The organism is Micromonospora wenchangensis, from assembly GCF_002210435.1.
Taxonomy (GTDB): Bacteria; Actinomycetota; Actinomycetes; order Mycobacteriales; family Micromonosporaceae; genus Micromonospora; species Micromonospora wenchangensis.
Map to the genome: position 1 here is coordinate 13,028 of NZ_MZMV01000005.1, position 12,846 is coordinate 25,873.

The window sequence follows — 12,846 nt, forward strand, 5'->3', positions numbered from 1 at the left end:
GATAGCTTCGACCCTGAGCGCTTCTTGTAGGCCGGACAGCGTCCGCGGACCGGCCGCAGCGGCTGTCGTCGCCGTGTCACCCTCGGCTCAGCAAGGATCGGGCCGTTCGTTTGACAGTCCCGTCATCCTCGACGGCCAGCCACATCGGCCGCGAACGCGGCCACCCAGGTCAGTGCGGAGTTCCAGTTGATGGTGATCTCGTTGACCGACCAGGCTTCGAGATTGTCGACGTAGCAGAGCTGTGGGGCGCACCCGGATAGCCAACTCGCCGAGAGCGGGTCTTGGAGGCTGGAGTTGGGCCCACCGGCGACCGACCCGACGGGCGGGTTCGGCAGTCGGGCGTCGAACGATTTCGCGTACCACCGGCTGTGCTGGTTCTTCGCGTCGTTGCTGCCGTAGCCGGTGATGTACGACTGCCCGAGGGCGTTGCGGCCCAGCAGGTAGTCGAGGCCCTCGAAGACGGCGTCGGCGTACCTGGCGTTGCCGGTGAGGTCGTAGGCGGTGGCGAGAACGACCTGGTTGTTCAGCATGGAGGCGTTCGAGCCCCAGTCGTAGCGTCCGGTGGTGGGGGTGTAGGTCTGCCCGAAGCGCTCGGCCTTCTGGAAGGAGATCAACCGGTCCGCGGCGGCGACCACCCACCCTGTGATCTGCTCACGGTCATTCAGCTCGGTGCCGAACCGCGCCAGGTCGAGTTGGGCCAGCGCGGCCACCGATCCCCAGTAGAAGCCGTTCTGGCTGAACGCCGTACCGGCGGTGTGGAACCGGCTGACCCGGACGGCGGTGAGGTAGGTGGTGTCCCTGGTGGTCAGGTACAGCTCGGCGGCGGCCCAGTAGAACTCGTCGGAGATGTCCCCGTCGTTGTAGGGACCGCCGCCGCTGCGGTCCTCGTACGGTGCGAAGAGCGCCGGGTTGGCCCGGGCCGCAGCATACGCGCGCTCGGCCGCCGCGCGCAGCCGGGCGGCGAAGCCGGCGTCGTACGGCTGGTAGATCCTCGCTGCCTGGGCGGCGACGGCGGCCAGGTTCAGGGTGGCCGCGGTCGATGGCCGGTGCAGTTCCCGGGGCTTCTTGTCCTGGTGCGGCAGCATCGGCGGCCCGGTCCAGGTCTCGTCGTGCACCTTGTGGTGGACCATGCCGGCCAGCGGGAGACCGTCGGGCACCTGCATCTTCAGCATGAAGTCGAGGTTCCAGCGGGCCTCGTCGAGGATGTCCGGAACCCCGTTGCCGCGTTCGGGCACGGCCAGGGTGCCGTCGCCGAGCGCCGCCGGCCGGTTGCGTTCCCACGTCGACAGGAGCTGGTACGTGGCGATGCCACCGTTGACGACGTACTTGCCGTGGTCACCGGCGTCGTACCAGCCGCCGGTGACGTCCAGCCGGTAGGAGCAGGTCCAGTTGTTCAGGAACGACTTCGGCTTCTGGCAGGGCACCTGGGTGTCGCCACCGTTCGGTGAGTCGGCGACGTGCCCGGCCGGGCGGGCGTACGCGGCCCCGGCGATGCCCCCGTCGATCGCGATCCCACTGCGGTTGGTGTAGAAGAACCGTGTCGCGTCGGTGCGCAGCCGGTCATACAGGTCCGCGCGGATGTCGAACGCGTGACTGGGCCGGTCGACCCAGCCGTCGTACACCAACTCGAACCGGCCGGTGGTCGTGACGTGGCTGAAGTCGATGACGTGTGTGATGGCGCTGGCCGACGCGTCGAAGCCGGTCGGGGTGGTGAGGCCGGTCGCCACCGTCGCGCCGCCGCCGGCCCGGCGCAGCGTCCACGGCACCGCCTGGGACGCGCCGTACAGCAACGTCGCCCGTTTGGGCCCGTTGGGTAGATAGCCGTGTTGGTTCACCTTGATGTCCGGCCCGGCGTCGGCCCGGTACGCGTACTCGACGCCGGTGAGCGTCACGTCGTCCATGCAGAACTCGTACGGCGCGGTGGACTTGCCGAGGCGGAACTGGAGCTGGGCCAACCGGTATGGCTCCGGGTAGGTCGTGATGATGCTGTACTCGTACTCCTTCCAGGCGGTGCCGGTGTTGAAGCCTTTGTTCAGGTACGTGACGTTCGTCGGGTTGTCGAAGGGCGCGAGGTAGATCAGCGGGTTCGCCGCCGTGTTGGTGCGGGCGCGGAACCGCAGCGTGTACGTGGTGCCGCCGGGCAGGTAGATGCTGTTATGGCCCACCAGGACGTCCCACGGGTTGGTGGACGCGGGCGCGGTCACGCAGAAGGTCCCGCCCTCCAGTTTCGGCGTCATCCCCGCGTTGGTCCACCACGGCTTGTCCGTGCCGGTGAACGTGCTGTTCTGCAACAGCCGGCCGTCGAGCTGCGGTCGCGGTGGCCCACCCCCGTACGCCGGCAGCGTTCCGGCCGGCAGGTCCTGCCCGCCGCTCTGGCCGGGCTGTCCCGGGCCGGGATCAGCGCTGCCGTAGCGGGGCAGCAGCCAACCGTCGAGACCACCCGAGACGGCGTTGACCAGGACGAAGTCGCTGATCAGGTCGGCGTCGAGGTCGACGAACAGGCCGGTGGTGCCGGCGAACGGGCCATCGTCACGGATCGGGCCCAGCGACCGCCAGCCGGTCGTCGCGCTCCACGGTGCGCCGGTGTTCTCCCAGGCCAGCACTTTGCCGCTGGGGTAGTCGACGCGCAGCACGTCGGCCCGGCGGTCACCGGTGACATCCGCGAACGACGTCTGGTAATAGCTGTCGGCGGGGGTCGCGAAGCCGCTGACCGAGTGCCAGTCGCCCGGCACCGGCATCCGGCCCGGGGACCGGTTCTCCCAGAGGCTGGCGTTGCTCAGCCGATCCGAGTTGATCAGGTCGTCGTCGCCGTCGCCGTCGATGTCGACGAAGCGCGGGTTCTCGTAGAGCAGGTTGTTGGCCACGATGGTGGGTGCTCCCCATCGTTTCTGCGCGGCGTCGGACTCGTTGCGGGACACCTGTATGACCCGGATCCCGTTTGGCGACTCGTCAGCGGCCAGCACGCGGATGTAGTCGTCCCGGTCGTCGCCGTCGAGGTCGCCGAAGTGCACCGTAGTGGGCAGACCCCGGTCCGGCGGGCTGATGTCACCGAGGGCGGTCCAGGTGGATCGGGGGCCGTTGTTGCGCCACGCGGGTATCCGACCGTCGGGCTGAACGATGACGTGGTCGGCGTCGCCGTCGCCGTCGAGGTCGGGGAAGTGGGTCTCCGAGCCGGCAGGGGTGGCGTCCCGGAACTCCCCGATCGGGTCCCAGCGCGGGCCGATGCCGTTGCGGGGCTCCGGTCGCCACTGGTAGAAGGACTGCGCGACCATCAGCCGCGATCCGAGAGCCGCGGCGGAGGGCTGCAGGGCGCCGCTGAGCCCGGGCGTGAAGATCTGCCCGTCCTTGAACTGCCACCGCGAAACCTCCGCCTGCTCGGAGCAGAGGGTGCTGCCGGTGCTCCGGGAGTTCGTCTCCCAGGTCAGGCAACGGTCGGTCGCCGGGTCGGCCTGCGGCCAGGCGAGCTGGTACTGGCCTCCAATCGTGCTGAAGCGCACCTGAATGGCCTCGTCGAGGCTGCCGCGCGGCGTCCTGACGTGCGGTCCGATGTCGACGCCGTCGTTCGTCTTCAACGCGATCACCGCGTTCTCCATGTGACGGGCGAAGAAGCGGTACGTGTCGCCGGGGACCGGGGCGTAGCAGTCCCGGTCGGCGGTCGTCCGGGGTGCGAGGCCCCCGCCGGAGCCGCAGCCGGCGTTCACTACGTAACGGACGTACGCGTGGTCGGAGTTTCCGCCGCGAACCTCGGCGTTGATGGTGTTGTTGTTTTCGTTGCTGGCATAGGCGAAGTCCAGCTCATGGCCACCCTGGTGGGTGGGCTGGTTCGCCGCGACGATGTGGTTCTGTAGCGCGGCCGGCATCCGTGCCGGGTTCTGGTTGAAGTCGGCGAGCACCATCCATTCGCCGGTGGGGCGGCGAGCCATGAACTGCCGCGCCGTCTCGATGATGTCGGCGGCGTCGTTGGCGCTGTTCTCACCGTTGGACAGCGCGTGGGCGGTGAAATACCAGTCGGTGCCGATCTGGACGCCCATCATCGGCCGCGAGTTGAACCGTCCGCCCACCGGCAGGATCACGGCGTCGCTTACCGTCTCCCGGGTGACGATGGCCAGGCCGTTGCGTTGCTGACCGGGGTCGGCCCAGTAGATCTGCACCAGGTCCGGGCGGCTTTCCGAACCGATGTTGTACAGATGCTCGGTGACGCCGGGATCGGCGAACCGACGATCGGTCCACACCGCTCGGTCGGGCGGTGTGCTGCCCGCCTCCTGGAGTGCAGCGATCTGCACCCCTTCCTGGTTGAGCATCTGCTGCACACCGGTCAGCCACCGCGACTCCGGAGGCCCCCCGGTCCCGTCGCTCTGGCCCTGCATGTTCCAGGACGCGGTGACCCGGTCCTGCGGGGCCGCCACCGCCGGTGTCATCGGTTCGACTGCGGACAACAGCGTCGCTGCCGTCGTCGCCGCGATGATCGTGGCCAACCGTTTGCGTGCAGAGCCCACGTCAGATCCTCCAGACCTCGGACACAGAGACCATGCGGTAGCGGGGCTCGACATCGCATCGGTAGGAATTACTTAGAGGGACCGGCAGTAGGTGTCACTTGAGTCGGCGGGTGGTGGGCCGGGTGTCCCCGCGGTAGAGGGTTCGTGCCCGGTGGATGAGTGACGGACGGTGACGACGGCGGCGGCCAGTTACCGGTAGAAGTCGGTGACTGTGGCGTCGCGGTCGGTGCACCAGCGGATCTTGCCGAACGCGTTCATCGACGAGTTCGTCCGCTCGACCACTCACCGCTTGCCGACCTGGATCGGTACGGGCAGGCCTTTGCGGGCGATCTCGGCGTCGAAGCCGATCTCGTCGAGCAGCTCTCGGGTGCCACGGCTGTCGTATCAGCGGTCCAGATGGGCGGTGACCCACTGCGGCCATTGGTGGCGCAGTTGGCGGCTGCACTCCTCGAAGGTGCCGCCAGCAACGGCGCGTCGTGCCGGTTGGCCGGAGCGCCGACGAGGCCGAGCGGGATGCCGTAACCGTCGACGCCGGTGCAGCGTTTCATGCCGTCCTTGCCGCGGTCGACAGGAGACCGACCGGCCCGGTCACCGCCACACGGGGCCTTGGTGATCGCGCCGTCGGCGCTGACGTCGAACAAGTCCAGACCAATCATCCGGTCGTAGGCCGGCGAGCAGGCCTGCGGCAGCCGCGACGCACCGGCACAGGTACGCCTGGACGGTAATACCGTGCGCGGCGCCGTCGGGATCGACGGCGAACAACCGCACCTGCTGTCCGCCCTGACCGGCTAACCCTGCCCCGACCCGACCGCCGTCGTCACCGCCCAAACGCCCACCGACGGCGCGAAACCCGAGAACCAGAAACCGCCCGCGCCCTGCTGGAAACCCTCGATCTGCGCGACGTGACCGTGACCGCCGACGCCCTGCACACCGTCAAGGCCACCGCCGACCTCATCCACCAGCAGGGTGGCAACCTCGTGCTCCCGGTCAAGGAAAACCGGCAAGCCCTGTTCCACGCCCTCGACGCGCTGCCCTGGGCCGACACCCCGATCGGCCACGAGAACACCGACACCGGACACGGCCGGACCACCCGCCGCACCATGCGAGTCCTACCCGCCCCGCCCGACCTACCGTTCCCCAACGTCCACCAGGTCTGGCTGGTCGAACGCTACGTCACCACTAACGGCAAACAGCCCGCCGCCGCGCAACTGAGCGTCACCAGCCACCCCGCCGAAACCGCGTGACCGGCCCAGATCGCCGCGTTCAACCCCAGCCAATGGACCATCGAAACCCTCCGCTTCGTCAGAGACACCTGCTACCGCGAGGACCACTCCCGCGTCCGCACCCGTTCCGGCCCCTGCGTACTCGCCTCGCTCCGCAACCTCGCCATCAATGCCCTACGCCTCAACGACCGCACCGACATCACCGAAGCCACCAGTGGGCCAACCGCAACATGACCAGGCCATTCACCATCCTCGGCATCACCAGATGATGTTGAAACGGCCGTGCCGTCAACCGCCGTGCGTCGACCACCGATTCCCGGGTGACGATCGCGAGGCCGTAGCGCTGCTGTTGGACATCGGTCCAGTAGACGAAGACGTTGTTCGGGCGGGTCCCGGTGCCGCAGTTCCAGCAGTACTCGACCACGCCGTAGAGGATCCGCCCGGTCGGCTGAGCCGTCGGTGGCGGATCGCTGCCCACCTCCTGCAACGCCAGGACCTGGACCGTCGGGTCATCAAGGATTCCCTGCACGATGGTCTGCCGACGGAACTCCGGTGGACCTTGCCACCCTGGCTCTGCCCCTGCACATTCCATTGCCCGGTCGCCTGGCCATCCTGCAGCACGGCGAGCGCCCGGGCGGCGGGGAAGAGCCCGACCAGAACGGACGCGGCGATCGTGAGCACGGTAAACAAGGCAATTTCCTCGCACTCTGCCGACGATAGAGGTCGTGGTGAGAGGGCTTGTTCACCTAACTTTCCGTTGCACCACGTACGTAGTTGTCACCGACGCGGAGCCGAACGGCGCCAACGTACCTTCACGTCAAGCACTCGCATCGGAGGTACTGTGAAGAACCTGCTCACCCGCAGCCTGATCCGCGTCACCATGACCATCGGCTTGGTGGCGTCCGGTCTCGTGGTCGCCGCCCAGCCGGCACTGGCCGCCGACACCACGGCCCTCAGGAACTACGCCACGAAGCGATGCCTAGACAGCTCTGGCAACTCGGTCTACACGCTTCCCTGCTATCCGAACGTCCACAATCAGCACTGGATCCTCAACGTGGTGAACGGGGGGTACACCTTCGTGAACCGGGCCTCCGGCTGGTGCCTGGACAGCAATCTCAACGGCGCTGTGTACGCCTTGCCGTGCAACGGAGGCAACTACCAGACATGGGACATGATCGGCAATGATCACCAGATCTCTTCATACCTCTGGGGCAACCGGGCGACGGGCCTGATCCTGGACAGCAACTTCGACGGCGCGGTCTACACCGGGCAGTCCAATTGGGGACAACACCAGTGGTGGACCCGACTCGGCGCATGATCTCCGGGCCTGCCCCGGGGAGCATGGCGTTTTCCGTGTTTGACCGCTGGGTGTGATCGAGGTTGTTGGATGTTGATCCGGTCGCTGTAGGCGAGGATCAGGGCGTTGAGGGCTTTGGCCAACCGTAGACCCGGCCGGTGATGCTGCTGCCGCCTCGGTGTTTCTGTTGGACGACGAGGTAGAGGACTTTCATCGCGGCCTGCTCGGTGGGGGAGTGCCCGCGTCGGCGGGCGGCTTGCCGGAACCGTGCGTTCAGGGACTCGATGATGTTGGTGGTGTAGAGGACCTTGCGGACCTCGTGGTCGTAGTCGAGGAACGGCACGAACTGCGGCCACGAGGTCCGCCACAGCCGGATCACGGCCGGGTACTGGTCACCGAACTCGGCGGCGAAGGCCTCGAACCGGGCCTCGACGGCCGCGACGGTGGGGCGGTGTAGATGTCCCGCAGCGCGGGAGTGATCTTCTGCCACTCCTTGCGATTCGGGTAACGCAGGCTGGCCCGCACGAGGTGCACGACGCACTGCTGGTGCACCGCGAGGGGCCAGACCTGCTCGATCGCGTCGGTCATGCCCTTGAGCCCGTCGGAGCAGACCATGAACACGTCGTCCACACCCCGGTTGCGCCGTTCGGTGAGGTAGCCGGCCCACTGCTTGGCGCCCTCGCCGCCGGTGCCGGCCCACATGCCGAGGACGTCGCGTTCCCCGTCGAGGCTGATCCCGACCGCCACGTAGACGGGCCGGTTCGCGACCTGCCCCTGCCGGATCTTCATCACCAGTGCGTCGATGAACACCACCGGATAGATCCGGTCCAGGGGCCGTTGCCGCCAGGTTTCCATGTCGGCCGGGACGCCGTCGGTGACCCGGCTGATTAACTCCCGGGACACCTCGGCGTCATACGCATCCGCCAGATGCGCGGAAATCTCCCCGGTCGTCAGTCCTTTCGCGTACAGGGACAGGATCGCCTCGTTGAACCCCTCCAGACGGCGGGCATGCGTGGCATGATCCGCAGCGTGAACGATCCCGCCCGGTCCCGAGGAACGTAAATCCGCACCGGCCCGACCTCAGTCGGCACCGTCTTCGCACCGTGACCATAAGACGCATCGCCATCGGCGAACTCGGAGGGACCGTCAACAGGTAGGTAGGCCGCTGGCCGACCGGGACGGGCCCGTCGAACGCCGCTTGGTGATGGTCGCAGCACCCATTATGACGAGAACAACGACCATCGATGCTCAAGGATCCGCTGCCGTGCACGGGCGCGATGGGCCACCTGAGGCCGCTTACCGAACTCGGTGAGCACGCGGCGACAAACCAGACATCGCCCGTGGCGACCGAAAGGCCGGGGGCAGCCGCGGCTCCGTGAAACCCGGGGAACATCACCCCGCATGCGCTGGCTCTAGCCCGACTTGCCGCGGAACCGGCCCTCGTCAACCCAGTCGGTCCAGCTTCTCGCGGGCTGTGGTGTCGGGCCGGGGTGTGAGGACGACGAGGCGAAGGTCGGTGTTCCGAGTAGTCAGGACGTTGGAGTCCAGCGGGATTGGGCCCACGTCCGGATGTAGGGCGGTCTTGTGTGCGCTCTCGTGCAGGGCCACCGTGCCGAGGGCCCAGAGTCGGCGGAACCGGTCGTTGCCCGCCATGCGCGTGATCAGCGCCGCCACGTCGGGTTCATTCGGGTAGCGGGCGCTGGTGGCGCGCAGGTCGGCCACCAGCGACTGTTCGAAGTAGGCGCGCTCGGTGTCGGTCTGGCGGACGCGGGTATTTCGGGATTCGAACTGGACGATCAGCGCGTTGCGGTCGTCGGCGGAGCAGTGCGCGGGATCGCCGAAGACGGCCGCGAACAGCCGGTTCCAGTGCAGAAGTCGCCACGCGGCGTCGTAGACGGCCGCCGGGACGTCGCCCAGGTGGTCGATGACGCGGCGCATGCTGCCGGGGATCCGGCAGGGTATCCGGTCCGGGGCCGCGGCGAAGCCGGCAAGGCGCATCAGGTGCGCCTCCTCGTCGTCGGAGAGTCGTAATGCGCGGGCCAGGGCGGCGCATACCTGCGCCGACGGCGTGCCGGCCCGGCCCTGTTCGAGGCGTGCCACGTATTCGGAGGAGATGCCGGCCAGCGTCGCCAGCTCGCCACGTCGAAGCCCGGCGACGCGGCGACGGGATGCGTTCGGGAGACCGACCGCATCCGGGTCCGTACGCTCCCGCCAGGCCCGCAGCGTAGCGCCGAGGTCATTCATGAACACATGATCCGCCAACGGTCAGGGGATTGGGTGGTATCAGCGGTACGCGGAAGATCCGTGCCTTCCACCACCGTGGCTCGCTCGCCAGGATGGGTTCATGAGCAGAGTGACGAGGATGAACCATATTGGCGTGCCGGTCAGCGATCTGGCCCGATCGTTGAGGTGGTACGAGGACGTCCTCGGCATCGCGCCGAGCGGCGTGACGATCTCCGCCACGAACCCGGCGATCGGTGCGGTCGTCGAGGTCGAAAACGCGTCGATGCGGGCATCGTTCGCGCTGGCCGGCGACAACGTCCTCCTGGAACTCATCCAGTACGACAGCCCGCGGCCGAAGCCCTTCACCGGACGCAACTGTGACGTCGGGGTGATGCACCTGTGTTTCGAGGTCGACGACCTCGACACGGCGCACCGGGACTTGGTGGAGCGGGGCGTGCATGTCAACGCCGATCCGGTCGTGCTCGAGGACGGCGACGGTGTCGAAGCGGGGGCGTTGGCGGGGACGAAGATCCTCTACCTCCGCGACCCCGATGGAATTCAACTGGAGCTGTTCCAGCTGCTCTCGTAGCGCGGGGCTGATCTCATGGCTACGCAGTTGTCGCCGACGCGATGGAATCGCCGGCTGCGAAACGGTTGTGCCATGAGACGTCGTACGGTGCTGAAGGCATTCGGGTGGGGAGTGGGGGGCGCGGTCGCCCTGGGTGGCGGTGGCTTCGGCGCCTACTACCTGAGCGTGAAGCGGGACACCGTGGGGAAGCTCGCCTTCGACACGGCCTTGTCGATTCCTGCCCTGGCCCGGTCGACGAGTGGCGCCTTGGGCGCCCGTGTCTTCACGCTCGGCATCCAGCCGGGTGAGACCCGGTTCAAGGACGGGAAGGCCACCCGCACCTGGGGTGTGAACGGCACGTACCTGGGCCCGACGATCCGGGCTCGGCGCGGCGAGCGGGTCGAGTTCGCGGTGCACAACGGTCTGGACGAGGCGACGTCGCTGCACTGGCACGGCATGCACCTGCCGGCGGTGATGGACGGCGGCCCGCACCAGACGATTGGGGCCGGAGACACCTGGGCGCCGCAGTGGACGATCGACCAGGCCGCCGCGACGCTCTGGTACCACCCGCACGTACACGGCGCGACCGCCGACCACATGTACCGGGGCGTGGCCGGGCTGTTCCTCGTCGACGACGAGCGGGTCGAGGCGCTGAACCTGCCGTCGGAGTACGGCGTCGACGACGTCCCGATGATCGTGCAGGACCGCGCGTTCGACGAGGAACAGCAGTTCGTGCAGCGGGAACCGCTGGCGGGCTCGCTGGGTGTGATCGGCGACGAGATCCTCGTCAACGGCACGATCGGGCCGTACTTCGACGTGACGACCCGGCTCGTGCGGCTGCGGATGCTGAACGGCTCCAACGCGCGCCTGTACCACTTCGGGTTCTCCGACGATCGGCGCTTCTCGCTCGTCGCCACGGACGGTGGTCTGCTCGCCGCGCCGTGGGAGACCGACCGGCTCTACCTCTCGCCGGGGGAACGCGCGGAGATCGTGGTGGCCTTCGAGCCGGGGGAGCGGGTGGAGCTGCGTTCCTACCCGGCGGCGCACGGCGGGGTGCTGGGACGGCTCGACGGCTTCGACGACCGCTTCGACATCTGCCAGTTCCGGGCCGTGGGTTCGCTGTCCGGCCACGCCGCCGTGCCCGCCGTGCTCGGCGCCGCACCGGACCTCGCCGGCCGCGCGGTCGCCCAGGAACGCTCCTTCGTGCTCGCGTCGAATCGGATCAACGGGCGCTCGATGGCCATGGACCGGATCGACTTCGGTGTCCGGGAGGGCACCGTGGAGGTGTGGGAGGTGACGAACGACAACGGGTATCTGCACAACTTCCATATCCACGACGTGCAGTTCCAGGTGCTGACGGTCGACGGCGGTATGCCGGAACCACCGTTGCGCGGCTGGAAGGACACCGTCCTGCTGGTCCAGGGGAAGCGCTACCGGTTGGCGCTGCGCTTTCGGGACCACACCGATCCGAACACGCCGTACATGTACCACTGCCACCTGCTCGCCCACGAGGACGACGGGATGATGGGTCAGTTCGTCGTCCTGGGCGAGGGCGAGCAGGTCGGCGTTCCGCCGGGCCATCACCGGCATCCGTGATCAGGGCACCAGGATGATTTTGCCGGCGACGGTGCGGGACTCGGCGAGCGTCAGCGCCGACGCGGCCTCGGCCAGGGGGATCTCCGCGGCGATCTGCGGGTCCAGCACACCGTCGGTGAGTAGACGGAACACCTGGGTCAGGTCCTCGGCCAGGTTGCGCCGGAAAGCCGCCAGATTACGGTGGCCCGCCCAGAAGTTGTAGAAGTAGGCGCTTCGGTGGTTCGGCAGGGTGTGCCAGAGCTTCAGCTGCGCGAAGAGCTTCAGCACGGGCAGCCGCGAGTTGCCCGCCTCGTCCTTCGTCGCCGCCGTGCCGTAGGACACCAGCGTGCCGCCCCTGCGCAGCAACTGCCAGGACCGTTCCACACCGGGGCCGCCCACGTGGTCGAACACCGCGTCCACACCGTCCGGGGCCAACGCCCTGATCCGGTGGTACATGCCGGGCTCGCGGTAGTCGACAGGGGTGGCGCCCAGCGCGCGTACCGCGTCGTGGTGGCGCGGCGAGGCGGTGCCGATGACGCGGACGCCGGCGTGCCGGGCCAGCTGGACGAGCGTGGAGCCGACCCCGCCGTTCGCCCCGAGCACGACGACGACGTTCCCGGAGCGGACCTTGGCCAGCCGGTGCAGCATCTGCCAGGCGGTGATGCCGTTGACGACCACGGTCTCGGCGGCGGCGGGGGACACCCCGTCCGGCACCGGAACCAGGTCGGCGGCCTCGACCAGCACATGGGTGGCCCACGCGCCGATCTTGGTGACGGCGGCGAACCGGCGTCCGACCAGGTCGGTGTCCCCGCCGGGTCCGACGGCCGTGACGGTTCCGACCAGGTCATATCCGGGTACGAAGGGGAACGGCGGTTGATCGTAGTACTTGCCCCGGCGCATCTGCTGCTCGGCGAACGACACACCGGTCGCTTCCATCCGCAGGACGACCTGTCCCGCAACCGGCGCGGGCAGTTCGCGGGCGCATACCTGCAGCCCGCTCGGATCGACCACGCCCGGTAGGACTATCTCGGTCGTGCTCGTGGTGACGGGGTTGGTCATGACGGCGTCCCTCCGGTCAGCGGTTGTCGTCGGGGCCCAGCGCCCCGCGGCGCCAGGTGTGCCAGCCACGGCACAGCACGTAGGCGGCGATGGTGGTCGCCGAGACGAACCCGTCGGCGAACAGGGTCCGCAGCGCGTGCGGGACGTCGAGGATGAACGCGGCCTGGACGGTGACCGCGAGCTTGTGGAAGAGCAGGAGTTCCCACATGCCGCGCTGCTTGCGGGGCGCGACCGCCAGCATGGCCCACATCCCGGCGAAGACGATGTAGGCACAGGTTCGCCAGTACTCGGTCAGGATCAGGTCGTCGGGGAGACCCCCGAGGCGGGAGACGCCCTCGACGAACGGCACCAGGGTGGCGGCTGCCGTGATCGCCATCAGGATCCGGCCGGTCCGATCCTGCCAGC

The 12,846-nt window shown here is 68.3% G+C and carries 9 protein-coding genes and 2 pseudogenes; 4 read left to right on the forward strand and 7 right to left on the reverse strand.

Going from position 1 to position 12,846, the window contains the following annotated elements:
- Window positions 1-122: 122 nt before the first annotated feature.
- A complete protein-coding gene (locus B5D80_RS04015; protein ID WP_158224116.1) occupies window positions 123-4,496 on the reverse strand; it encodes a glycoside hydrolase family 9 protein in 4,374 nt (1,457 codons plus the stop codon).
- 94 nt (window positions 4,497-4,590) lie between these two features.
- Window positions 4,591-5,164, reverse strand: a pseudogene (locus B5D80_RS34135) (transposase); the annotation flags it as partial.
- 234 nt (window positions 5,165-5,398) lie between these two features.
- Here B5D80_RS34135 and B5D80_RS04020 point away from each other — a divergent pair.
- Window positions 5,399-5,740: a hypothetical protein gene (locus B5D80_RS04020; RefSeq protein ID WP_144081568.1), complete on the forward strand. Its 342-nt coding sequence runs from the start codon at window positions 5,399-5,401 to the stop codon at window positions 5,738-5,740.
- Between the two features lie 178 nt (window positions 5,741-5,918).
- On the opposite strand, the gene B5D80_RS33280 is transcribed toward B5D80_RS04020, so the two are convergent.
- The gene (locus B5D80_RS33280) at window positions 5,919-6,206 is read right to left on the reverse strand and encodes an exonuclease/endonuclease/phosphatase family protein (protein WP_158224117.1); all 288 of its coding nucleotides are present in this window, start codon (window positions 6,204-6,206) and stop codon (window positions 5,919-5,921) included.
- Window positions 6,207-6,560: 354 nt separating this feature from the next.
- Here B5D80_RS33280 and B5D80_RS33285 point away from each other — a divergent pair, with 354 nt between their 5' ends.
- A complete protein-coding gene (locus tag B5D80_RS33285; protein ID WP_088642402.1) occupies window positions 6,561-7,037 on the forward strand; it encodes an RICIN domain-containing protein in 477 nt (158 codons plus the stop codon).
- 97 nt (window positions 7,038-7,134) lie between these two features.
- Here B5D80_RS33285 and B5D80_RS04035 read toward each other — a convergent pair.
- Window positions 7,135-8,054 (reverse strand): annotated as a pseudogene (locus B5D80_RS04035) (IS256 family transposase).
- 405 nt (window positions 8,055-8,459) lie between these two features.
- On the reverse strand, window positions 8,460-9,260 hold the full coding sequence (locus B5D80_RS04040; RefSeq protein WP_088642512.1) for a helix-turn-helix transcriptional regulator: 801 nt from the start codon (window positions 9,258-9,260) through the stop codon (window positions 8,460-8,462).
- A 100-nt stretch (window positions 9,261-9,360) separates the two neighbouring features.
- On the opposite strand from B5D80_RS04040, the gene B5D80_RS04045 reads away from it, so the two are divergent.
- Both B5D80_RS04045 and B5D80_RS04050 read left to right on the forward strand, forming a co-directional pair.
- Window positions 9,361-9,828, forward strand: coding sequence for a VOC family protein (locus tag B5D80_RS04045; protein ID WP_088642403.1), 468 nt, complete (start codon window positions 9,361-9,363; stop codon window positions 9,826-9,828).
- 72 nt (window positions 9,829-9,900) lie between these two features.
- Window positions 9,901-11,403, forward strand: a complete 1,503-nt coding sequence (locus B5D80_RS04050) for a multicopper oxidase family protein (RefSeq protein WP_088642404.1) — start codon at window positions 9,901-9,903, stop codon at window positions 11,401-11,403.
- On the opposite strand, the gene B5D80_RS04055 is transcribed toward B5D80_RS04050, so the two are convergent.
- Together B5D80_RS04055 and B5D80_RS04060 are read right to left on the reverse strand one after the other, a co-directional pair.
- Entirely contained in the window at window positions 11,404-12,441 is a 1,038-nt protein-coding gene (locus B5D80_RS04055; RefSeq protein WP_088642405.1) for a medium chain dehydrogenase/reductase family protein, read from the reverse strand.
- A 16-nt stretch (window positions 12,442-12,457) separates the two neighbouring features.
- Complete coding sequence (locus B5D80_RS04060) at window positions 12,458-12,817, reverse strand: hypothetical protein (RefSeq protein WP_088642406.1); 360 nt, start codon at window positions 12,815-12,817, stop codon at window positions 12,458-12,460.
- Window positions 12,818-12,846 lie beyond the last annotated feature (29 nt).